General features: G+C 50.2%; 22 protein-coding genes, 1 tRNA gene and 2 pseudogenes. 9 read left to right on the top strand and 16 right to left on the bottom strand.

Annotated elements, in window-relative coordinates; translation table 11 throughout:
* Window positions 1-6: 6 nt before the first annotated feature.
* Window positions 7-1,332 (bottom strand): aminotransferase family protein, encoded by a 1,326-nt coding sequence (locus HS1genome_RS05545; RefSeq protein WP_126449949.1) that lies wholly within the window; start codon window positions 1,330-1,332, stop codon window positions 7-9.
* A 127-nt stretch (window positions 1,333-1,459) separates the two neighbouring features.
* On the opposite strand from HS1genome_RS05545, the gene HS1genome_RS05540 reads away from it, so the two are divergent.
* The 3 genes from HS1genome_RS05540 to HS1genome_RS05530 are packed head-to-tail and all read left to right on the top strand — an operon-like array spanning window position 1,460 to window position 3,501.
* Entirely contained in the window at window positions 1,460-1,723 is a 264-nt protein-coding gene (locus HS1genome_RS05540) for an Hsp20/alpha crystallin family protein (protein WP_126449948.1), read from the top strand.
* Window positions 1,724-1,729: 6 nt separating this feature from the next.
* On the top strand, window positions 1,730-2,428 hold the full coding sequence (alaXM, locus tag HS1genome_RS05535; RefSeq protein ID WP_126449947.1) for an alanyl-tRNA editing protein AlaXM: 699 nt from the start codon (window positions 1,730-1,732) through the stop codon (window positions 2,426-2,428).
* The gene (locus HS1genome_RS05530) at window positions 2,425-3,501 is read left to right on the top strand and encodes a hypothetical protein (RefSeq protein ID WP_126449946.1); all 1,077 of its coding nucleotides are present in this window, start codon (window positions 2,425-2,427) and stop codon (window positions 3,499-3,501) included. Before alaXM ends, HS1genome_RS05530 begins: the two co-directional genes overlap by 4 nt.
* Here the strand turns inward: HS1genome_RS05530 and HS1genome_RS05525 are convergent.
* Complete coding sequence (locus HS1genome_RS05525; RefSeq protein ID WP_229768181.1) at window positions 3,482-4,396, bottom strand: aminotransferase class I/II-fold pyridoxal phosphate-dependent enzyme; 915 nt, start codon at window positions 4,394-4,396, stop codon at window positions 3,482-3,484. The genes HS1genome_RS05530 and HS1genome_RS05525 overlap by 20 nt on opposite strands.
* Window positions 4,397-4,438: 42 nt before the next feature.
* Window positions 4,439-5,017, bottom strand: a complete 579-nt coding sequence (locus tag HS1genome_RS05520; protein WP_126449944.1) for a helix-turn-helix domain-containing protein — start codon at window positions 5,015-5,017, stop codon at window positions 4,439-4,441.
* A 42-nt stretch (window positions 5,018-5,059) separates the two neighbouring features.
* On the opposite strand from HS1genome_RS05520, the gene HS1genome_RS05515 reads away from it, so the two are divergent.
* From HS1genome_RS05515 to HS1genome_RS05505, 3 genes are all read left to right on the top strand, one after another.
* Window positions 5,060-5,374: a 4Fe-4S dicluster domain-containing protein gene (locus tag HS1genome_RS05515; protein ID WP_126449943.1), complete on the top strand. Its 315-nt coding sequence runs from the start codon at window positions 5,060-5,062 to the stop codon at window positions 5,372-5,374.
* A 32-nt stretch (window positions 5,375-5,406) separates the two neighbouring features.
* A tRNA-Glu gene (locus HS1genome_RS05510) sits at window positions 5,407-5,495 on the top strand.
* A gap of 585 nt (window positions 5,496-6,080) precedes the next feature.
* Window positions 6,081-6,569: a tetratricopeptide repeat protein gene (locus HS1genome_RS05505; protein ID WP_158613724.1), complete on the top strand. Its 489-nt coding sequence runs from the start codon at window positions 6,081-6,083 to the stop codon at window positions 6,567-6,569.
* Window positions 6,570-7,370: 801 nt separating this feature from the next.
* Here HS1genome_RS05505 and HS1genome_RS05500 read toward each other — a convergent pair.
* Window positions 7,371-7,955, bottom strand: a complete 585-nt coding sequence (locus HS1genome_RS05500; RefSeq protein ID WP_338067370.1) for a CRISPR-associated protein Cas4 — start codon at window positions 7,953-7,955, stop codon at window positions 7,371-7,373.
* A gap of 404 nt (window positions 7,956-8,359) precedes the next feature.
* Between HS1genome_RS05500 and HS1genome_RS05495 the strand changes: the two genes are divergently transcribed.
* Window positions 8,360-9,205, top strand: coding sequence for a DNA-methyltransferase (locus tag HS1genome_RS05495; protein WP_126449941.1), 846 nt, complete (start codon window positions 8,360-8,362; stop codon window positions 9,203-9,205).
* An 8-nt stretch (window positions 9,206-9,213) separates the two neighbouring features.
* On the opposite strand, the gene HS1genome_RS05490 is transcribed toward HS1genome_RS05495, so the two are convergent.
* From HS1genome_RS05490 to HS1genome_RS05465, 6 genes are all read right to left on the bottom strand, one after another.
* A complete protein-coding gene (locus HS1genome_RS05490; protein ID WP_126449940.1) occupies window positions 9,214-9,885 on the bottom strand; it encodes a hypothetical protein in 672 nt (223 codons plus the stop codon).
* Window positions 9,886-9,896: 11 nt separating this feature from the next.
* On the bottom strand, window positions 9,897-10,199 hold the full coding sequence (locus tag HS1genome_RS05485; RefSeq protein WP_126451332.1) for a hypothetical protein: 303 nt from the start codon (window positions 10,197-10,199) through the stop codon (window positions 9,897-9,899).
* A 214-nt stretch (window positions 10,200-10,413) separates the two neighbouring features.
* The gene (locus HS1genome_RS05480; RefSeq protein WP_229768182.1) at window positions 10,414-11,046 is read right to left on the bottom strand and encodes a winged helix-turn-helix domain-containing protein; all 633 of its coding nucleotides are present in this window, start codon (window positions 11,044-11,046) and stop codon (window positions 10,414-10,416) included.
* A gap of 505 nt (window positions 11,047-11,551) precedes the next feature.
* On the bottom strand, window positions 11,552-12,319 hold the full coding sequence (locus HS1genome_RS05475; protein WP_126449938.1) for a winged helix-turn-helix transcriptional regulator: 768 nt from the start codon (window positions 12,317-12,319) through the stop codon (window positions 11,552-11,554).
* A gap of 87 nt (window positions 12,320-12,406) precedes the next feature.
* Window positions 12,407-13,471, bottom strand: a complete 1,065-nt coding sequence (locus HS1genome_RS05470; protein WP_229768183.1) for an ATP-NAD kinase family protein — start codon at window positions 13,469-13,471, stop codon at window positions 12,407-12,409.
* A complete protein-coding gene (locus HS1genome_RS05465; protein WP_162299807.1) occupies window positions 13,468-14,196 on the bottom strand; it encodes a helix-turn-helix domain-containing protein in 729 nt (242 codons plus the stop codon). The genes HS1genome_RS05470 and HS1genome_RS05465 overlap by 4 nt, the downstream gene beginning before the upstream one ends.
* On the opposite strand from HS1genome_RS05465, the pseudogene argF reads away from it, so the two are divergent.
* Window positions 14,114-15,033: pseudogene (gene argF / locus HS1genome_RS05460) on the top strand (ornithine carbamoyltransferase). The gene HS1genome_RS05465 and the pseudogene argF sit on opposite strands and share 83 nt — an antisense overlap.
* Here the strand turns inward: argF and HS1genome_RS05455 are convergent.
* The 5 genes and pseudogenes from HS1genome_RS05455 to thrC form a co-directional block, all read right to left on the bottom strand.
* Entirely contained in the window at window positions 15,023-16,252 is a 1,230-nt protein-coding gene (locus HS1genome_RS05455; RefSeq protein WP_126449936.1) for an Nre family DNA repair protein, read from the bottom strand. The pseudogene argF and the gene HS1genome_RS05455 overlap by 11 nt on opposite strands.
* Window positions 16,215-16,877, bottom strand: coding sequence for a CehA/McbA family metallohydrolase (locus HS1genome_RS05450; RefSeq protein WP_126449935.1), 663 nt, complete (start codon window positions 16,875-16,877; stop codon window positions 16,215-16,217). Before HS1genome_RS05450 ends, HS1genome_RS05455 begins: the two co-directional genes overlap by 38 nt.
* Window positions 16,878-16,879: 2 nt before the next feature.
* Window positions 16,880-17,886: pseudogene (gene asd / locus HS1genome_RS05445) on the bottom strand (aspartate-semialdehyde dehydrogenase).
* Between the two features lie 31 nt (window positions 17,887-17,917).
* Window positions 17,918-19,246: an aspartate kinase gene (locus HS1genome_RS05440; protein WP_126449934.1), complete on the bottom strand. Its 1,329-nt coding sequence runs from the start codon at window positions 19,244-19,246 to the stop codon at window positions 17,918-17,920.
* Entirely contained in the window at window positions 19,233-20,420 is a 1,188-nt protein-coding gene (gene thrC / locus HS1genome_RS05435) for a threonine synthase (protein ID WP_126449933.1), read from the bottom strand. The genes HS1genome_RS05440 and thrC overlap by 14 nt, the downstream gene beginning before the upstream one ends.
* 82 nt (window positions 20,421-20,502) lie before the next feature.
* On the opposite strand from thrC, the gene HS1genome_RS05430 reads away from it, so the two are divergent.
* Window positions 20,503-21,948 (top strand): UbiD family decarboxylase, encoded by a 1,446-nt coding sequence (locus HS1genome_RS05430; protein ID WP_126449932.1) that lies wholly within the window; start codon window positions 20,503-20,505, stop codon window positions 21,946-21,948.
* Here HS1genome_RS05430 and HS1genome_RS05425 read toward each other — a convergent pair.
* The gene (locus HS1genome_RS05425; RefSeq protein WP_126449931.1) at window positions 21,937-22,218 is read right to left on the bottom strand and encodes a hypothetical protein; all 282 of its coding nucleotides are present in this window, start codon (window positions 22,216-22,218) and stop codon (window positions 21,937-21,939) included. The genes HS1genome_RS05430 and HS1genome_RS05425 overlap by 12 nt on opposite strands.
* Window positions 22,219-22,297 lie beyond the last annotated feature (79 nt).

Below are 22,297 nucleotides of genomic sequence, written 5' to 3'. Positions count from 1 at the left end.
AACCTCTCACTGCGAGTACTTATCGTCGGTGTACTTGAGGGCGTTATCAATCGCCCTGATCCCCTCATCCAACTGTTCCTCCGTCGCCACGAGGGGAGGTGCAATTATCAGCCAAGATGGACCATTATAAACATATACCCCCATTTCAAGCAACTTGGCCGCCAACCTATCGACCTCACCTGGCTCACCTATTGCCCTTTGGGGGTAGTCTGAGAACGGAGTGTTCCTAGAGTCCTTCACCAACTCTAAGGCCCAAAAGAAGCCCACTCCTCTCACGTCCCCGACAGACCTATGGCTTTCCTTCAACTCATTCAATCTTTTCCCTATATAGCTCTCCAATCTCTTAACGTGATCCAGTAACTTCATCCTTTCGAACTCGGCTACAACTGCGGGTATTGTGGCCAAGGCCAAGGGATGGGCCTCGTAGGTGTGGCCGTGAGCGAAGAGGTGATCCTCGAAGAAGTCCGCTACCTCCTTCGAGGTCCCAGTCACGCCCAGAGGAACGTAGGTGTTGCTAGCACCCTTGGCTGTAGTGAGGATGTCGGGTTCAACTCCCCACCTATTGACCGCGAACCACTCTCCTGTCCTTCCCCACCCCGTCATCACTTCGTCGGCAATAAATAGAACCCCGTTCTCTGAGGTTATCTTCCTCAAGGTAGGGAGGTACTCTGGTGGAGGTACTATTACGCCGTTAGTGCCAGTTATGGGCTCTACCACCACAGCAGCAACGTTGGACTCCTGTTTGATTACGTAGTCTACGTAATTGACGCAGGCTAAGCCACATTGCGGGTAATTGAGTTTGAGCGGACACCTGAAACAATACGGTTCAGGGTACCTAACTATTCCAGGCATGGTATGAGGCTCTGCTAGCCACCTCCTATAGTCACCAGTGAGGGATATTGCGCCGTATGTGGAACCGTGATAGGACCTATAGCGAGCTAACACCTTGTACGCTGGAGACTTAACCATCCTACTCAACTTCACGGCGGCTTCGTTTGCCTCTGCCCCCGATGTTGAAAAGAAGAACTTCCTTATGGATTTCGGGACGACCTTTAGGAGTGCCTCAGCGGCCCTGATCTTGACCTCCGTGGTGAAGGCGGGGGAGACGTAAGGCAACTTCTTGGCTTGCTCCACTATAGCATCTATCACAGCACCGTTCCTGTGACCTAGGTTAGTGCTAACCAACTGCGAGGAGAAGTCGAGGTACCTCTTTCCAGAGCTGTCGAAGAAGTAAACTCCATCTGCCGATACGACGTTAATGGGGGACCATCCACGCTGCTTCCTCCACGTACCGTAGAGGAGTTCCCTACTCCTCTCAGAGATCTGTTCCACTTGTGAAAAGTGGAATCGGGGTTATTAACAATACTAACGAACGCTATCTTATACTGATCTAGGACCAAACCCTAACCACCAGTTTTTAAGGTGGTGAGGATATTTACCATAAGTTGGGGGTACCACGTTGCCCATAATTCAGGATGAGGATCCAGACGTGGACCTGTTGGAGGTTCAAGATGGAGTCAGGATCTACATAGACCTGAGGGGCAAGGACGTAGAGTTGCGCTGGCTGGTGGCCAGGGCCGATAAACACAGACTTTACGTGTTCGACACTAAGAGCAACAACGTAGTCAAGATAGTCAATCTCCCCGATGACGTGGACCCTAAATCAGTGAGCTTGGAAGTGCGCAACGGAACTGTGAGTGTTTTTATGAGGAGAGTCAACTAATAGGATGTGGCAGAGGAGCTCTTCCTCAAGGACTCCTATATTAAGGAGTTCGAGGCCGTAGTTACGAAGGTTGAAGGTACGGAGGTGTTCCTCGATAGGACGGCGTTCTACCCAGGGGGAGGTGGACTGGAGAACGACGTCGGGTGGCTTGAGGTAGAAGGACGTGAGATAGAGGTCACTAAGGTTACTAGGAAAGGAAACGAAATCGCCCATATTGTATCAAGGGAGCTGGCTCGCGGGCAGAGAGTAGTAGGTAGGGTGGACTGGAGCAGGAGGTATAGGATGATGAGGCTTCACACACTCTCCCACATCATAGCGGCTCTAGCCTACAGGAAGTTCAATGCATTAATCACAGGTGGACACATAACTCCAGAGTACGCAAAAGACGACTTCAACGTCGAAGATAAGGGAACTCTTGAGGACCTCATGAGGGAGGCCGAGACTATAGCGAAGGAGGGGAGGAAGGTAAAGGTGTACTTCCTGCCCAGAGAAGAGGCAGCGAAGATAGAAGGGGTAGTTAAGTTGGCCGAGAGGATGCCACCAGAGGTCGACCTATGGAGAATAGTGGAGATAGAGGGTGTAGATGTTCAGGCAGATGGCGGACCACATGTGTCAAATACGGCCGAGATAGGTAATGTGAAGGTCATGAGGGTCGAAAATAAAGGGAAGGGCAGAAAGAGAGTTTACTACACAGTGGAACCTTGATCCCGGTACCCAAGATAAGGAACCTCGTGGCGTCCCCAGTCGATAACCAGCTCGCGTTCGCTACCAACGTCACGGGGAACTACTCGGTTCAAGTCAAGGTGGGGGAGTCAGGGAGCTATTTGGCCTTTTGCTCTCCTGAGGACTCTTGGCCAGTGGCCTTCCTGTCTCCGAGGATTCTCTCAGTTGCAGAGGGAGACAAGGGGGCTCTGATCGACCTCTCCAACCTCTCTGTGACTCGACTGCCCTCCCCCCCTATTACTACACTGAACGAGAGGGTAGTACTCGCTGATGGGACAGTACTGTCAAAGGACCTGAGGGAGGAGGGTAAACTCAACTTTAGGCCTAACTGCAAGTTGGGAGATACACTTTGGGGCCTCAGGGACGGGAAGGTGGTGTCTGAAAGGGAGGAAGTAACAGAAGGAGAGGAGGTAACCTGTTCCGACTCTTCGCTCTACATAAAGGCCGGCGACTCCATCCTTGCCTATCAAGGGGGTAACTTGAGGACGTTGGTCAAGGGTGAGGACGTGTTGGGGATCAGGGCCTCAAAGGGGAAGATGCTCTTCTTCACCTCCTCCAAGGTTTCGGTTTTCGACGAGCCATTCAGGATCTTCAGGGACGTGAAGACGGAGCACAGGGTCTTAGACGCAGTCACCTCGTCCAACCTAGCGTACGTCCTCCTAGAGGGCTACAACCTACCCCCCACCATCCTCAAGTTCGACCCAAGGTCCCAGACCCTCCAGAGGTTCCACTCCCAAGTGTTGGGTACCCTAGAGGCACCAGCTAAGCTGAGGATTAACGGTCACGACGTTCAGGGTTATGTTAGGGGAGATGGCTTCATAGTTTACGTGGGCACCAGAAGGTGGAGCCCGCTGTTCCACAGTTCTCTTAGCGTCCTATTTATAGAGAAGACTGAAGCGTTAGAAGATGTGAAGCAGTGGTTGAGCGAGAAGGGGAAGTGGGTCGCTCTGGGACAGGTGGGGGAGCCCCTAGAAGATCCTGAGGATTTCAGGGATTACGTGAAGTATGTGAATGAGCTAGAGAAGAAGCTGAGGCTTAGATTGGGGGATCAGTGAGCACCTCAGAGATCGCGATGCAGAGGTCATCCAGGTCATCTCTAAGAGCTACCCTGACGTGCCTAGGAGAGAGCCCGATGAAGTCGCTGGCGTCCCTCACTACAAATCCCCTTTTTCTGAGCTCGTGATTAAGGACCGACGCTGGGATCGGGGATCTGGCCAGAAAGAAAGGCGCGGAGCTCCTATATGGCACCAGTGGACATCGAACGACCTTAGCCAAGAGCTGAGATACCCTCTCCCTAGACCTGTCAATGAAGTTCTTCACTTCCTTTACACTAGCGTTGACCAAGACGTAATAGATGAGGCTGTTGACTCTCCACGGCCCAGCCAATTTTTCAAGCTGAGAGGAGGCGTAGCCTAACGTGATTCCTATTCTGAGTCCTGGGACGGCTAGCATTTTGGTGAGGCTGGACACTACCAGTAAATTTTCGAACTCCTGGGTGAGTTTAGCGTGTCTCCTGACGGGACTTATGTCGGCGAAGGACTCGTCAAGTGTGAGCACCCCGCCACTTGACAGGAAGCTGATCACGTCCTCTTCATCTAAGGGCGAACCAGTCGGATTCACGGGATTACCAGTGATTACCCTGTCACCCTGAAGCGGATACCTAAACTCGTCCTCTTCCTCCAAGGCTAAGTAGGACTGGCTCCTTCTATACTCTGAGAAGTTAGGCTCGGGAACTCTAGACGGTGGGAGTAGAAGGAGAGCTTGGGTGGCGCCGTTGAACACACCAACAGATTCTGGTGGGACGTCGTAAAGCTCACCTATGGTCTCCTTTAGGGGCCTGTAGTCGTCGGGGTAAACTCTGTGCACACCCTCCCTCACCGCTTCAGCGAGGAGCTCCTCCACGAACTTGGGCGTACCTAAAGGGTTCAAGTTGACGCTGAAGTCCCTCAACTTCTCTGGCTTACCGTTGATCCATCTAACTCCTCCGTGCGTTCAGATCTCCCTCCCCTGCAAGTACCTTGATATAACGTTCTTCTCGGCCCTCCTGAGAACTTCGTCAAGTGTAGACGCACTTACCCCGAGTCTATTTGCTAGCTCCGACAGACTGACCCGCCGAGGGTAGTCGAAATACCCAGTTTCTAGGGCCGCTACCAGGGCCTGTTCCTGTCTCACGGTAAGAGGCTCTTCCCTACTTACCTTGGAGACCCTTAAGACCTTGGCGTTGACTCCAACTTTGAGGAAGTCCTTCAGGACGTCCCTCAACTCATCATATCCAACGAAGATCATCGATATAGTTACATTGCCTCCCCTCACGAACGCCCTCGAGATCATGTGATTCGCCACCACCCCTAGGACCTTGGACCTCACTCTAATCACACCTAACACCCTGTCCTTTCCCACCTTAACAGGACCCTCCAAGATGCTGGAGTCGTTTTCTCCGACTTCGGCTAAGAGAAGGAGTTCCTCCCCCATGGATCTCGCACGGACCACGGTGAGGTCAACCTCAGATTTCCAGTCAACCGGGACCGCTAAAGTGACGTGGAGAAGCATCCCGAATAGATTAGGGATCAAGTTATTTATCCATATTGCCCCTACCTAACCTCGCGTGAGAACGTGGGCATAGATCCAAACTTCAGGACGGCCCGACAGGTTGTTGAGGAGCACGAGGGCCATAAGGTATATGGACCCGTCGAAGCGCCCAAGACCTTGGGCATCCACGGGACTATAGTGGGCGTGGACTTCGACATATGTAACGCTGACGGGTCCTGTATAACGGCGTGTCCGGTCAACGTCTTCCAGTGGTTCGACACGCCGGGACACCCGGTCTCGGAGAAGAAGGCCGATCCAATAAACGAACAAGCCTGCATATTCTGCATGGCTTGCGTCAACGTCTGTCCAGTCGCGGCAATAGACGTCAAGCCACCGTGAACATTTTTAACCCCGTCTAAGACTTCTTAGATGCCGCGGTAGTATAGTCCGGTCAAGCCTCGCGCCGAAAGTATACGGGCCTCTCGAGCCCGTGACCCGGGTTCAAATCCCGGCCGCGGCACTAATTTTTAACGAAATTGAAAGGGACTTACGTTCTATGTAGATAATAGAGAATTGCAACGACGAAGGACATTTTGCAACCCATCAATTTGAGGAAAAGCTAACTATTTACGGCAAACCTCGTTATCGGCAAATTAGACAAGCAGTAAAAGGTTATAATCTTAAATAAGGTGGTGGAAAGATGCGAGTAGAGTCGCATAAAAGGTTGGCATAAACAGGGGCATATTATAAATATATTACGGGGAGGTCAAGAAGGTCCAGACGCGGTCGTTTTATTCGTTGGTGAGACGCTCAGTACAGAGGACCTTTCAGAAACACTTTATGAGCCAAAGACGGTATGAGGTTGAACTCCGAGAGCACACTCTGCTCCATTCCCGATATATTATGTGAAGTGTTAGTAGCATAAGGATCTCGGAACTTTCTCCTAAACGTTTAATTTAATATATAAAGTAAATGGGGACGTCTAAGGGCCAAACTAGTATATATATCGTAAACGAGGAGGATGCGAAGGAGTTCGAATCTGTGCTAAGCGGGAAGTCTAAGAACATATCCTAACCCTTTTTACAAGGTGTTCCGAATAAAATGTGTGAAAGATGACATAGAGGAGTTGATAAGGAAGGGACTCGAGGAACCTGATCGAAAGATCGAGGAGTACTTTAAAGGACTTTACGAGAGATATGGGGAAGACCCCAGAGTCATATACGAGTACGCCAACGTCTTAGACTATCTAGGAAAGGAGTGGGATGCTATACCCCTATACAAGAGGGCGTTAGAGAAGGGATTAGTGGGAGAACGCAAGGATATGTGCCTCATACAGCTCGCGAGTTCCTTAAGAGTAGTAGGTGAACTGAAAGAAAGTTACACAATACTTGAGGAAGTGTATAGGAGGACTAGAGATCCGTCTTCCTTGCTCTTCCTGGCCCTCACTCTCAGCGATATGGGGAGGAAAGAGAGAGCGATATGTCTCTTGGCAATTCGGCTGTTAGAAGGGAACGAGGGATTACTACCTAACTATAAACGTGCCCTAAAGGAGTACTTTCAAGAGATGTGTGGAAGTGATGAGAGTGAAGAGTAGAATCTCCTACAAATCTATCTCACCTGTGTGTAAGAACCGAAACTCCCTCCACCTAAGTTCATATATACCGAACGTTGTCGAGAGTTTTCTCTCTTTTAAAGATTAAATCTAAAATACTTAGATAGATTGTATTGTTGGGAGGTTTGGCCGTATGCAATACCTCGCTACCTCACTATAATCTATCGTCAAAGTATCCACTATCCCTTCTGCTCTTCTCGCGCCTCTTTATGGAGGCATCCCTATCGGCCTCGACTAACTCGTTAGCTAATATCTCGAGCACTGAGTTTACCATCTTTAAGTAGCGACGTCTCGGCTGCAGGCAACTGAAACACCGCCCTCTTATCTGCCTACATGATAGAAATTAGAAGGGAATGGAAATTAGAAGGGAGCCCCCTACCGAATCCTCTAATTGATCTTAGCCTCGTCGTAGCCTAACTCCAATACCTTGACGTTCTTATCTCTGTCAAAGTGGAAAATTCGAAGAGTTCTATTCGCTCCTCTTAAACCAAAATATTAACAGACTTGTATATTTACTGAGCTCTAACCCTTTCACGAAGGAGTAAGTCCATTCGAGGTCTTAAGGGTTACACGGCCGCTCTACTGGCGCTACTTGGTTGTGTGGATTTAGGAGGAAGGGGAAACCAGTTCATTGAGAAGCTATTTACCTTCTTCGGGATGTTGAGGGCTCGGTGAAATCGGAGCGAAACGGGCAGGAGGGGTGGGTGACCCTACTCTCGAGAGTTTGCTGACTTGTCTGTCGTACTGATAAGTTGACCTGAAAGTAGGTCCCTTACTCAGCTCTCATCCATCTCTCTGACACCTGGCTAGGTGAACGCAATACTTGCACTGCCACGACAACTCACCGCTCAAGGCGGCCTCGGCCTCCGGCAGCTCTCTCCTCTTGAGAAGTTCATGGATCCTCTCAACGCGCTCTAAGGTCCTTTTGTAAAGTTCCTCATCGAACTCCAGCTGGATCTCTTCGATATCCAAGTTGGATCTGTCCACATACATGAGGATCCCCCTAGACTTGGGAAAAGCCTTCAGATACAAGTTCAATTGCGCCCTATGATCCAGCCTAGGTAGGTACTTCTTCCTCAATTTCTCCTGCAAGTCGTCTACACTCTTCACCTCCACTAGGTACCTCTCCCTGGTGAACTCCACCACGATAAGGTCGTCTGCCCTTCCCGATAACACGATCTCGTGGTTAGTGGGATGTGGGATTCTAATGGGGACCTCAGTGCTCACCCGCACAGACTCCTCCCTCTTGAGCAAATCAGCTATCAACTCATGGAGGACGGTTCCCAGCGCAGTTAACCTAGCGCTATCGTAACCTGCATTAACGGGGAACAATCTATCGTAGAATTGTTTCCTGAGACAAGCCCACACCTGGGACGGCCAATACTCGCCCTCGAATGGTTCACTAAACCCCCGCTCAGCCAGATGTTTATAGACGACTTCCTTAAGGACCACTGTTGAACACCAGACCAAGCTCAGTTGAACGGGAATTGGTCTGTGACTCCACAACGATAGGAACCTTAACCCCCTTCCTACGCGGACTGTCCATCTATAACATTATGGAATTGGATGACGTATTTTTAAAATATGCTTAGTTAAGAACGTCGATACACAACATCGTCTATTATATGTTGAAATTCCACCCTGTTCCGACTCAGCCCACGTCAACATTCATTTAGAGATAATGAATCAAATATTGATCTTCTCTACTTAATTATATCACTACACACATTCAAATCTCCGCTTATAATCTGGACACCTCCAATAACATTAACGTGGGCAAGGTAATCTTTGGCGACTCTAGAGACATGAGGGAGGTCTCGAACGAGTCCGTGGGACTGGTTCTCTCCTCACCTCCTTATTACAACGCTCCGTACGACTTTCCCGACCTCTTCCGAGACTACCGGAGCTACATCTCTACCTTGAGGGAGGTTCTCTTTGAAGTGAGAAGAGTCCTTCAGCGTGGAAGGGCTGCAGTTTTCGTAGTTCAGGACGTTAGGATAGACGGTGAGCTTTATCCAATAACTGCAGATCTCATTTCGTTAGCTAGGGAAATAGGGTTAAGGTATCAGGACAGGATTATATGGAGGAAACCCGAGGGCTACATAAGAATAAGCCGAAGAAGTGGCGTTTTCGTTCAACACCCATATCCTCTGTACTTCTACCCAGACAACGTATACGAGGACGTACTGGTCTTCAGAAAGGAAGGCAAGCCACAACTCATCAATAGGGAGGAGTCGAAAGTTGACCTCAACTTGTTTCAAAGAGAGAAGTGGTATCTCTCGGTGTGGGAGTTGACAAACGTCCTTCCGAGCCAGCGATGGAGCAAGTTCACAGCGGCCTTCCCTGAGGAGCTTGCCAAGAGGGTGATCACCCTGTATTCCTGTGTAGGAGACGTAGTCTTGGACCCATTTTTGGGCACCGGAACCACGGCAGCGGTCGCGAGGGCCCTGAGGAGGGACTTCGTTGGCTACGAGGTCGACTTGGAACTAGAGGAAGTGATAAGAGAGAGAGTCGGAGAAGCGGAGGTGGTGAAAAGGAGCGACGCGAAGAGGCTAAGGACAACTCTCAAGGCTGCAGTGACGAAAAGAACTCCTAGCGACTCCTCGCCTTCTCTTTAACTCCCCAGTTAAAGAGCACACATTGGGCATATGCCACCAACCAAGGTGGCCCCACATGTCTGACACGTCTCTGCTCCCTCAAATAACTTAGCTGAGGAGGGAGCAGTAAATAGGAGCTCTGGGTTTTCGGCGAGCTGGTCAAGGACCCAACGATGAAGCTCGTCGAACTCTTCCTCCCCCGTCCTTATCTCCACCCTTCCCATTCCCTTCAACTCCAGGATCGAGGTCCTTATCATAGGAGAAACGAAGAGAGTTCCCCTCAAGTGGAAATAAGGAGAGTAAAGTTTAACGTAGATGGGTCCCCTACCCTTAGAGATACTATATATCAGGTAAGCGGTGAGGAAGTCTGAGGTAAATGGAAGCAGGACGAGATCTCCCTTTGCAGTGAGGAAAGAGTGGATTAAAGTGTCTACGGAACCTCCCTTAGCTGCAAGTTCAACAACTTCGAGCTCTCGACTATGCCTTCTCCCCATTCTGGCAAATAGCCTTGATAGGACACGTTCTGCTCCACTGAACTGGGGACTACTTAGAACTGTGACATGCTTCAAGTCAATGGCTCCTGAATCGAGTAGGACTCTGTAGGCCCTTCTTGTTACCTCATTGTTGGCACAAAGCTCGCAGAGCTTCCTACCACCCACTGTTATTGAGGCTTCCCTCTTCACACACTTGGTACAGAGCACTCCAGTACCCGTCAAGCGGCGCTTATTACATCCATGAAATCCATTGGAAGGATTTTACTCTTTGCAGATATCTGCTCATACTTACCCTCTAGAAATCCTATGAAGACTGGGCAATTTTCGAACCTTCCATCTCTATTACACCTGTCCTTAAGCATAATGAAGCACTTTGACGTCTTTCTATCGAAATATGGACAGACCTTATAGTACGTCTTGGCGCTCTTTACTATCTTTTCTACCCATTGTTTCTTCTGGTCCTTTTTCTCAGCCTCCTTCTCCGACTTCGCTAGCACACGATTCATTTCCTCCTCAGTCATCTTCACTGGCTTATTCGTCAAAAAGCTCACCCTTGGTTTACTCTTTCCCGACAATAGTTAAATAGATTACTACTACTACAACGTTTGAGACCTTGAATCGTTATTCTAAGTTTGTCTAATTACAAGTAGTTTAGCCAAGAAGTTCCAGGCCTAGAATGAGGGAAGTAGTAGAAAGTAGTAGCAGACGAGGTAGACAACGCTCTGTAAACTGTTTTTAGCAACTATCCATAGAGTCCTTGAACTTTTGTGAGAACCCCACCCTCATCCCTAGTTTCGGGTCGTTGTATAGGTAGATTAATTTCTTGGTTTGTAATCCTCTAAGGGTCTTCAGGGTCCAGTGGGGGTCGGCCTTTAACTCCTCTTGAATCTGGTCTAAGTAGACGTAGGTTGATCCCCATTCTCTGAACTTACTAACTAGATATCTCATGAGCTCCCTCTCATCCCCATCTAATTTAGAAAGGAGGGCTTCACCACACACATTTTCTTGTCTTTTTTTGTCCTCTGAACTTGTTTTGCTAGCAATAAACGACAAGGATTTTTGTCCCACCTTGTCCTCTTTAGTATCTCTTTTGTTATTCCTTGTATCCGAAACCTGTTCCGAGATCAGTTGCTTTGCTATGGCCATCATTTCCTTGAACTTGGAGTTTGAGAATCCTTCAAGTAGGTCCCTAGCTATGGACTCTCCTCTCTCAGTCAGGTGCCACCTACCACCTTCCTGATAGATCAATCCTCTCTTTTTCCAGTAACTGAGATAGCTACTGACGTACTTAGTCTCGAAACCCAGGTTTGCTGCTATCTCAGAAGCCCTGAGCGGTCTCGCATATAGAAGGAGGAGTATTGCATCCATGGTCTTAGAACGGGGCCCCGACTTTTCGACCGTCTCAACCTTCGAGCTGATAATCTCCTCTCGATCCAAGGGGCCCCTCTAATTATTTGTGAGAACGACTTATAACACCTAGTAACTTAAGAGCCCTGAATACCTCTTCGCTTGCTTCATACTGTATTACAACGCGTCCCCCAATTGTTCTAGGGCCTTATTTAATATTAGAAATTTATATTTAATTTTAAGATGTTTAATTTTGTTACTACCTAAACGTCTTCACTTAGTTACTCCTAGCTCGGTGGGCCACCCTGTGAAATCCCAGTGAAATCCCACGTTCAATATGTACCCAAGCAAGGCTGTCTCCTAGGCAGAAGTTTTCCGTAGTTGAATTGATCAAGGTTTGATTCAGTAAAATAGTGGCTCATTTACTTAAATTTGAAGATTATATTAATCTTTCCCATAAGGAATTCTATAAGGAAGTAAAAATTATATCTAGAAATCATTTTCCTAATTTTAAGAGGAAGTAATATTATATCTTCTTTACAGCTCTCTGAAATTCCATCCAGTCTCGTTTATCTTCAATGGACTCCTCATACTTTCCGTCTGGCCAGCGATCTATAGGGGCAGCTCCTCCCTCTAGGCCGAGTGCGCTCACCTCATATTCCTCAACTTCACCGAGGTCCTGTTCACCAGCTTGAACATCTCCTTCTATTAGTGCTATTCTCCTTCCGAAACTAATTAGGACCTTAAGTTGGGTGGTGGTAGGAGACCAGAGACTAGCCCTTAACTTCCACGGGAGCTCCGAGACTGCTAGCAGAGGCACCACCTTAACCATCCCAGAGGACAGGATCCTATCCATCCTCTTTCTTACTACCTTTTCGTTTCCGCCCACCCTCTCGACTATCTCGGCCTGACTAGCCCGCGGATCCAGGGCTAGTTCTCGGAGAATCCTCAAATCGACGTCTGTGAGAGTCTCCTGCTTTTTCTTAAACACGGATCTCCTGACTTCATGCCAAGGAGGTTGATATACCTCGTAGAGTCTAGACCGGCTGAGCTTAATGTTAACGGAGTAGCTCGCGTTAATCGGGTTCTCGCTTTTAACGTAGGCTACCTTGAACCCAATGAGGACTGGACTCACGTAAAGCGCGAAACCTCTGAATATACCAGACCTAAAGAGTCTACGTATTCTGTAGTTTATAACGGAATGACTGACGCCTAGTAACCTAGCTATTTCCCTAGCACTGATCCTGCCGTCCCTCATCACAGTGAAAAGGATCTCGCTGTCGAGCCGGTCCACTCTTCACACTTTAAGTCTGAGCTTAAAACATTGATATAATGAAACGGCAACTAATTCTATACCAACTCACTTTAATTTCTTGATCTGTTAGCAGGTTCTGATGGGGAAGAATTGATTGTACCCCACGATCACCCAATAGGTGCCCTTCATTGAAGAGTCGACTTGGGGGTCTCCACTGTCTACTCTTAGACACTGAATTGAGCGAACCTTCCTCAGACTCGACACTACGATAATCCCCTCTCTTCCCACCCTCTTCAGGATCTCAGGACCTATTTCCTGATTTCCCCTCCCAAAGAGAAAGGACTGTCCTCCAATTGGGGTTACCACTATCTTCGTTGGGCCCTCAAGTCTCATGAGGTCGAAATATGTTGTACCTCTCAACAACAATTTTCCGTCCCTCACTACATCCACACTCATGAAGTTGGTAGGGATCCCCAAGAGCTCCTCGATTCTCTTCGTCGTCCTTCCTGGACCTATGATGTAGTTAACTCCGTTCTCCATTTTTTCGAGTATGTAGTTGGCCACTGCGTCTAGCTCCTCTTGTTCTGAGGGAAGTTCGTCCTTGTTAGGGACGAGTAAGTTGAGCGCATTGATTGAAGTGAGGGTTCCTCTCCTTACAATCCTGTACTCTCCTCTCCTGTACGCCTCCTCATCAGCGTCTAAGACGTCCGCCTCAACTAGTTCGGCCAGTCCCTTCAGGAAGGCTATCACTAATCGGGCGGCGTTCTCGGGAGACGAGGCGAACACTCCGCTGTGCATTTTAACACCGCCAGGGACACCAACTACTGGAACCTTCCTCTCACTTAGGCCCCTCATCACGTCGAACGCAGTGCCATCTCCTCCTTGAAAGACTATCAAGCCGACTCCTTCCTCCAACATAAGGTGAACCGCTCTGACGGTGTCTTCGGCAGTTGTGTCTACTCCACCAACCGGAAGCACTTCGTAGTTGGTGGTAATAACCGAGACATAGTCCTCACCCATTTTTAACTGGGGAGTCAAAATCTTAACGTTAGGTTCGAGGGCCTGAAGGAATCTGAGTGCCCTATTGGGAGTCTCTGGATTGATCAGTCTGAGCCCATCACTACCCTTCTTACCTACCCTTCCTCCTGCTCCCGCATATGGGTTAACTAGGAAACCTAACTTCAACGTCACTGCATGATCCTCTGAAGCCAAATTGAGAGGTTGTACGGCACCTGTGGAGTCCTAGGAGTAGTTATGAAGGCCACGTCACCGTCAGAACAACGAGGACAGGAGTCCCGCACTTCTCTCAAAAGCGGTTCAACTTCCTCAACTGTCATTGGAGGGAGCTCTACCTTTCCGTCTCTGAACACAGCCACAAGTACGGCAGTAGCCCCAGATTTAACCCCTAAGTCTCTAAGTTCAACAACCGAAGTTTTTGAAAGTAGCTCTGTGCCCCCCACGACGCGGAGCAAGTTTCCGACCCATCCAATTGTCCTCAACTCTACGTCAGCGATCTCGAACCTCGCTTTCCATATGTCCACAACTGACCTTCCCCTTTCGTTCAGGAGGACACCGCCCACCCTATCAACTTCCACCAGTCCCGCTTCCCTGAGCCTACGAACCACTGTCTTCACCGTGGCCTCGCTCATTCCCACCTTCTCCATTAATTTTAGTCTACCCACCGGTTGTTCTCTCTCTATCTCGAGGAGCACTTGCACTATCTGCCACTGTTCTGCACGAGGTCTGTTTCCTTTTCTCTCCCTCATGATGTTGTCGAGCACCTCGACGACGTTCATCTCGCTTATATAATCCGTATCTCCTACCAAATAAATTATGTCAAAGGGAAGGAGTTTGCTTAGCGTCTTCGACTTGAGCAGGGGAGAGCTGGAATCCCTGTTAGAGGCCACAACCTTCATGAAGAACCTCTACTTGGCAGGGGGGCGCCTCAAACTCTCCAGGGGAAGAGGGTGGCAATACTGTTGGAGAAGCCCAGCACTCGAACGAGAGTGAGCTTCGAGTCGGCCGTAGCGGCGTTAGGGGGTCATCCGATCGTTTTCACCGGGATGGATCTTCAACTGAGCAGGGGTGAGCCAGTTGAAGACACGGGGAGAGTCCTTGGGAAGTATGTGCACGGCATAGGAGCTAGGGTTTTACGCCACGAAACCCTGATCAAGTTGAGTAGGAGCTCCGGAGTCCCAGTCCTCAACTTACTCAGTGACGCGGAACATCCACTCCAAGCCCTCTCGGATCTATTCACGATGAAGGAACACTTCGGCCGTATTCCGAAAATTGCCTTCGTGGGTGATGGTGGCGATAATGTGCTGGCTAGCCTCATGGGTGCAGTAGCCAAGCTGGGATTAGAACTTAACGTCGCTTCACCTAAGGAACTCAAGCCCTCGGAGGACGTGTTAAGGAAGGTGGAGGAGGAGTCCGAACTGACTGATGCGACTGTCGAGTTCTTCGAGGATCCCTATCAAGCCGTGAGGGGAGTGAAGGTCGTGTACACTGACGTCTGGGTGAGCATGGGCAAGGAGTCGGAGGCGGATAGGCGCAGGTCCATTCTCAGGCCCTACGCTGTGACGAACGACCTTATGTCGTACGCGTCATCTGACGCGGTCTTTATGCATTGTCTGCCGGCGGTGAGAGGTGAGGAGGTGGAGAGCTCTGTGATAGATGGTCCGAGGAGCCTAGTCTGGACCCAAGCCGAGAACAAGTTCTTTGGGGCTATGGCCGCCCTAGTCTTCACATTGTGAACTCGTCTATCCTCTTCTGCCCCCTAACCGAGGAGATTGTTTTTAGTTTGGTGAGATCAACGGCCGCCCTCAACCTTCGACTCACGAACTTGAGGGCCTGCTCCAACTCAACACCCTTTAGGACCACGTTTCCCATGGCTCGCTTCACAGTTTCCCTTATATGCCAGTTCCCCACGGGAGCGAAGTATTCCTTGGTAATCTCCCTCACAATGATCACGGTGGCCTGCCTGCCCAAGGAGTTCAGGTACTCCAACACTGCCAACCTCGCGGCCATATATCCACCGTCCAAGAACTCGTAGTGTCCGAAGTGATCCTCCCTCAACTCTACCACAGTCACTTCTTGGGCCCACGGAGTAGTGGGATGCCATATTTCAACCCAGGCTGCGGTGTATGGAGAAGGGACTAGGATCACGTGAAAGTCGTTACCTAAGTAGGAGCTGAAGTGAACCTCCAGCTCATTATACAACGGGTGTCTCCTCACTTTATTCAAAAAGTACTTGCCGAGGGCACCGTCGACTGCGGTTATGGCCCACCTCGTAGGTACTATCCTCCTAGACTTCCTCTCTCCAAGAAGGCCGAATGCTAAGGCGTTTATGAGGGTGTAGCGACTTTCCTGACCGTAGATCTCCCTGATTGCCTGCTCCACCTTGACATCGTCGTTTATGAGTCTCTCCAAGGGCTTACTGAGCTTTGGATTGCCAACGAGCCTTATGCTCTCAGCCTCAGCTGTGGGCCCTCGAGGTAACAGAAGCCCATCGAACTTCAATTTTGGTTCTATCACCCCCTTGACTCTCACTTCCGAGTCAACGGGCTTAGAGGAGATGGATGTGAGGGATATCTCCCTCTCGTAGAGTTTCCAAGGTTCTGACACGTTAACTTGAGAGTACACTGAGGAGATCATCGAGGACCTAAGCCGTAAGATCTCTGTGAGTCCAACGTTTCCCCACCAATTCTCTGGATCTTCGAAACGCCTAGCCTCCTGCTCTCCCACTCCAGGTGGGACGTTGTAGAGGACGGCTACTTTAGGATAACCCCTCTCTCCAACTATAGCGCTAGGAGGGGTGGCACCGCTCACAGCTGAAGAACTTCCGTCGACCTTGACGCTGGCCATGGTCCTCGTGATCGCCCTGAACCTCTCCATCAGTGGACAGACGGGGAGTCCGCAGAGGTACTTGTATCCCTTACATCTGACGCATAGGTCGGCGGAAATTGTGCGCAATCTTCCTCTGCACGTACCACTCGACGATCTCCAACTTAGCTTTTACTCCCAGTCCGATTCCCACGGGAGTGACCATCCCCTTCCTTATGGCCTCTAGAATGTCTTCCGGTTTGGTCGAGTCTGCGTAAACTAGGTTGTAAGCCGAGCCCAGCGCGGACTTAACGTGGGAATCGCTGTTAGCTAGGCCGGGAAGCGATAGAGTTCTAGACACCTCTAGCGCCCTTTGGTTAGCTGAACGAGGTGCTTTGGAGTTGAACACTTCCACCGCATCAAACTTAAAATGATGGATTCTCTCTCCTAACCCTGCTCTGGTGACGTCAAAAGGGTGGGAGGGGAAGGCCAAGCAATTCTGGTCCTTGGACGCGTCCAATAGATCTGGAAGGAGTTTAGGTAAGGGCATCGGTTCTGAGCACAAGACAACTACGTGACCGTATTGTGTGGTTACCTCCATCCCCATCACTATCCTTCCCGCTACGGTCTTGGCACCATCGAATGTGTCGTGATCGGTCACGGCGATCATGTGGAGTCCAGCTCTTCTAGCGGCTCTCATCATTTCTTCTGGTGACTCCTTCCCGTCACTATAGTAAGTGTGCACGTGAAGGTCCAACTTGAGGGGACTCGACATGCTCAGGCGAGCCCCATCTCCCTCATCACTTCCAAGGTGAGTACCGTGATTCCGGCAGCACCCCTCACTAGGTTGTTGCCTAAGGCTATCAGCCTGAGTGCTCTGCCGCTGTATCTGATCCTGCCCACGTAGACGGCCATATCGTCCACCCCTAAGTCCTTAGCTGGTTGAGGCCTGTCTTCCTCCTCCCTGAGTATTATGGGTGCCTTGGGAGCCGTTGGGAGGTTGTGGTGTTGGGGGAAGGACCTGAAATCTCTGAGCGTCCTCTTAACCTCCTCTATATCCACCTCGGCCTTGGTCTCTACCGTTATTATTCCCATGTGCCCGACCCTCACTGGTACCCTGACCGTAGTCACCTCCATATCTAACGACCTCCTCTTTACCTTTCCGTCCTCCAACGTACCTAACATCTTCTCGCTTTCCCTGTGTACCTTGTCTTCCTCCCCTTGATGTATGGTATAACGTTGTCTACCATGGCCATGAATGAGAGTCCAGAGTAACCTGCCCCGCTCACTGATTGGAGGGTAGTAACGTGTATTCTGCCGTGTTCCACGGCGTCAAGGACGGGCTTCATTGCCATGGCCATTATGGCCGAGGTGCAGTTGGGGTTTTTGACCATCAATCCTTTCCATCCCTTCCTTTTCCCCTGATGTTTCAGTAACTCGAGGTGATTCCAGTTGAGTTCTGGGTTAATTAGTGGGACGTCTTCATCCATTCTGAACGGGCTCGCATTAGAGACCACCTTCAATCCCTCCTTTACCATCTTCAACTCGACCTCCTCCGCCACTTCGTTTGGAAGGGCAGAGAGCACGAAGTCGGAATCCTTATGGTCGTTAGGATCGGTGGACGACATTCTCATTTCGGCCACCTCTTCGGGGATCTCCCCAGGTTCCACCCACTTCACAGACTCAGCGTATTTCTTACCTACTTTGGGAGGAGAACCACTTACCTTGGTCAGTTCTATGTACGGGTGTTTAGAAAGAATTCTCACCATCTTCTGGCCCACCATGCCGGTGGCTCCAAGTAGAGAAACCTTCAACTTATCCACTTACGACCACCCTGTGTAATTCTTTGGCGAGTTGTTCACCTTGGCTCCTCTCCACCACGAAGGTGACGCTAACCCTATTAAGTCCTCTAGAAACAGAGAGGACGTCGTAGCCCGAGGATACCTCCAATACCCTCTTGAACATTTCTCGGCTTCGCAGCCCACACCCCACCACACTCACTGCGCTAGCGTCAGTTTCATGGACCGCCTTTATGAGCTTCCCCTCCATAGTACGTAGCCTCTCCCTCAACTTCGTCGACGAGTCCGAGTTTACCAGTAGTTGGATCGTCGTCTCTGAAGCAGGTTGGGAGAACGAGATGAGGTTGACTTGGGCGTCCTTGGCTTCACTCATTATAGCCGCCGCAGATCCAACTTTACCCGCCATTCTTGTGCTCTCAACACTCAATACCTTGGCGTCGTCTATTATGGCAACACCCTTGATACCATAGTCGGAGCACGTTCCCTCCACTATAGTGCAACCAGGCTCAGTGAGGTTCTCGACCCTAACTCTGAGATTGGTCTGGAACATGGGTTCGAAGGTGCGCGGGTGGAATCTCTTCACGCCAAGTAGTGCTAGCTCTAGCGCCTCCTCCAAAGAGAGCCTAGATATGGTCTTAGCACCAGGGAACCTCTTAGGATCTCCTGTCATTATGCCGGGTACCTCCGTGACAAGTCTGACTTCCTCTGCACCTAGGAACCTTCCTACTAGGGTCGCAGTGTAGTCGCTTCCTCCCCTTCCCACAGTAGTCAGCTTTCCGCTTGGTGAAACTCCTATGAATCCAGGTACGACCAAAACCTTGGAGTCTGACTTTCCGATCAATTCCCTTAACTTCACTGAAGTGTCAAACTCTATGACGTTAGCCTCACCGAAGTTCTCGTCAGTTACCATAACTGGCTCGGGCAGACCTGACGTTATGAGCCCGTAAGTCCTCAGGGCGGCGTCTAGTAGTACAACGGACATCCTCTCGCCGAAGGAAAGAACGTAGTCCCTCACCCTCGGGGTTATCTCGTCCAAGACCTTCACCGACCACGCCACTCGGAACAGTTCGTCCGAAAGTTTCGAAAGTTGTTGGAACGCCCTCTCGAAGTTCACACCGTCAGCGATTTTAGACAAAACGTTGAGATGTCTATCGTATATGGAGGAGACAATTTCCGTTATCTGGTCCCTTCTTTCCATCCCCGCCAATAACTCGTTTGTGACGTTTCTGAGCGCCGACGTAACTACCACTACCCTATCCGCGTCGAGCGAGGAAAGCTTGTCGGCTATCTTTCCATACACTTCGTGGTCGGAGAGGATGGAACCCCCTATCTTAACGACCAACACGTAGCTCACCCTCTACAAGCTTCAGGACTTCAGAGGGAGGAACGAGGAACCTCCTAGTTCCAGCCCTCATCATGGAGTCTGGATCCTTAAGGGAGTGTCCAGTGAATACTCCCACCACCAGTTCCTCCTTGGAAACGACTCCTAGCTTAAGTAGCTTAACGTACCCCGCGAGTGTAGCGGCAGAGGCCGGCTCCACTCCGAGCCCCTCCCTCCTTGCCATTTCAGTTTGAGCCAAGAGGATCTCTTCGTCTGTGACGACGACCGCCGTTCCGTTAGACTCACGTATCGCCCTCATAGCTCTGGGCCAGTTGACTGGCTTACCTATGCGAATGGCCGATGCAATTGTTTCTGGAGATTCGGTGAACTCTGGAATCTCTCTCCCCTCTAGAACAGCCCTAGCTATGGGAGAGGCCCCCTCTGCTTGTACACCGATCATTCTAGGTACCCTTTCTGTAAGTCCCACCTGCGTCAATTCCACGAAACCCTTCCATATGGCATATATGTTTCCGGCGTTCCCCACTGGGACTACCACGGTGTCAGGTACCCCTACCGACTCAACCACTTCGAAGGCCAGCGTTTTTTGTCCCTCTAAGCGCCAAGGATTGAAAGAGTTGAGTGGGTAAACGGTGCCGTTGGTCTTGTGGACGTTCAAGACGGCCTCGAGCCCCTCGTCGAAGTTTCCCTCTACCTCTATCACCTCCGCTCCGTAGAGGACAGACTGTGCTAACTTACCTAATGCTATCTTGCCCTTGGGTAGGATTATGAACGATCTCATTCCGGCCCTGGCGGCATAGGCGGCTGCCGAGGCTGCGGTGTTTCCAGTAGAGGCCGCCATTACAGCCCTATATCCCAAATTTGAAGCGTTACTGACAGCTACTGACATTCCCCTGTCCTTGAAACTTCCCGTGGGATTGGCGCCCTCGAACTTAGCAAGGAAGTTTCCACCGAAGGTTGACGTCTTTATCAGAGGGGTGTTTCCCTCCTCTAGGCTCACTACTTTATCATACCTTCCCGGAATAAGTGGAGAATACCTCCACACTCCCCTCCCTCTCGCACTGCTGAAGGAGAAATCAACCTTTGGATCAAGTTTTATTTCGAGAAGCCCGCCGCAGTTGGGACAAGTTACTAATCTTTGGTCTAAGTCGGATTCAAAACTGCAGCGAAGGCATCTCATAGACCCTTTGTTTCCAACTGATCCACCACTCCCCATTCGCTATTTTTGAACAAGTTTTAAGCTTTGGTGTTCATTCCTGTCAATGGTGTTTCGGGACCTCAGGGAGTACCTAGACCATATGAGAAGACGGGGCAGATTAATAGAGGTTGAAGAGGAGCTAAGTGTAGAGTTAGAAGTCGCTGAGCTTATGAGGAGGGCCTGCTATTCTGGAACTCCTCCAGTATTGTTAAAGAGAATAAAGGAGTATCCAGGATGGAAGATCCTAGGAAACGTCTTCTATTCCATGTCCGCCTTGACGGAACTGTTCGGAACGGAGAGGTTAGAAGCGGTTACCGAGGAGTTCGTGAAGTCTTTCATGAGGGTACCCGTGACCTTCACTCAGAAGTTCACCTCGCTTTCCAGTGCTCTCAAATTGGGGAGGATAACCCCTAGGCTCAGGAGAGCGGAGTTCAGGGAATCCAACCTGACACTCGCAGACGTTCCAGCCATCCGAACGTGGCCCAAGGATGCTGGAAGGTACATGACATTCACGTTAACTGTTGCGAAGGACCCAGAGAACGGTTCCAATAGAATGGGGGTCTACAGGATCCAAGTTCTGAACCAGAGGGAGGCCCTCATTCATTGGCAGGCCATGAAGGGCGGTTCTCACCTAGCTCGAAGGTACCTAGAGTCTGGCCAAGGCAGAGTGCCAGTGGCCTTGGTCAATGGCGTGGATCCAGTTACTACGTTAGTGGGGGCCTCCCCCGTGCCCCCAGGGCTCGACAAGTTCCTCTTCGCTGGGATCCTCAGGGGAGAGGGATTAGAGGTGGCGAAACTAGAAAACGGAGTCCTAGTTCCAGCTAGGGCCGAGCTTGTGATGGAAGGTTATGTCGACCTAATGGATCAGCGACCAGAGGGACCCTTCGGCGACCACTTGGGCTATTACACTCCATCGGAACCCTATCCCACTTTCAAATTGGAGAGGACTTACGTGAGGGAGGACCCCATATTCCATGTTACCAGCGTAGGTAAGCCACCTCTCGAGGACGCGTGGATAGGAAGGGCCATCGAAAGACTCTTTCTTCCCTTCATCAGGCTGCTCGTACCTGAGGTGGTTGACATGTATTTGCCCGAGTACGGACTATACACTGGTTTAGGTATTTTCTCTATAAAGAAACAATATCCTGGGCAGGCCAGGAAAGTCATGATGTCACTCTGGGGGAGCGGACAGCTCAGTCTACTCAAGGTTATAATAATAGTAGATGCTGACGTGGATGTTCACGATATCAATAAGGTCATTTTCGCCCTCGTTACAACCGTAGATCCCAAGAGGGACGTCGTTGTGGTTGAGAACACCATAACTGACACGCTAGATCACACGGTACCTAATCCTCCGTTAGGGAGCAAGCTGGGCATAGACGCAACTAGGAAGTTCAAGCAGGAGGCAGGGCGGGAATGGCCGGAAGAGGTGTCCTCTGATCCTAAGGTCGCTGAGAGGATTTCCTCATTGTTTAGTAGATACCTTTCAGGGCACCTTTCAGGGCTCTAGATCCTCTCGCATCACCTTCTTACCGTCACTGTAGATCAAGGTGACTACACTGACTTCGCTGGACCTTAGCCGCAACTCTATGGACTGGCCGGCTTTCAGCTCCCTCTGTAGCATGGTCGACTCGGTGACGGTCCTAGTAGTAGGCCTTCCAGCGTAGTCCTCTGCGGAAGTCCTGTAACCTACTCTGACCTCCAGAAGTCTCAGAGTAAGCGCCGAAGAATTATTTATTATAAGCTTATCTCCATTTAGTACTATCTTTAGAGCTCCCACATTTCCATCTCTGTGTTATCGATAATAAGAATGGGGCTATGGGCTCATTCCCTTAAAAGTTTTCATGAATAACTAAAGA

Source organism: Sulfodiicoccus acidiphilus (assembly GCF_003967175.1).
Taxonomy (GTDB): Archaea; Thermoproteota; Thermoprotei_A; order Sulfolobales; family Sulfolobaceae; genus Sulfodiicoccus; species Sulfodiicoccus acidiphilus.
This window is presented reverse-complemented; position numbering and strand designations above follow the sequence as displayed.

What these genes read in the sequence shown, in the direction of transcription:
- HS1genome_RS05485 (WP_126451332.1), bottom strand. Translation starts at nt 10,199, where the DNA reads ATGACTGAGGAGGAAATGAATCGTGTGCTAGCGAAGTCGGAGAAGGAG.
- HS1genome_RS05480 (WP_229768182.1), bottom strand. Translation starts at nt 11,046, where the DNA reads ATGGATGCAATACTCCTCCTTCTATATGCGAGACCGCTCAGGGCTTCT.
- HS1genome_RS05465 (WP_162299807.1), bottom strand. Translation starts at nt 14,196, where the DNA reads ATGAAGGTTGTGGCCTCTAACAGGGATTCCAGCTCTCCCCTGCTCAAG.
- HS1genome_RS05450 (WP_126449935.1), bottom strand. Translation starts at nt 16,877, where the DNA reads ATGTCGAGTCCCCTCAAGTTGGACCTTCACGTGCACACTTACTATAGT.
- thrC (WP_126449933.1), bottom strand. Translation starts at nt 20,420, where the DNA reads ATGAGATGCCTTCGCTGCAGTTTTGAATCCGACTTAGACCAAAGATTA.
- HS1genome_RS05430 (WP_126449932.1), top strand. Translation starts at nt 20,503, where the DNA reads ATGGTGTTTCGGGACCTCAGGGAGTACCTAGACCATATGAGAAGACGG.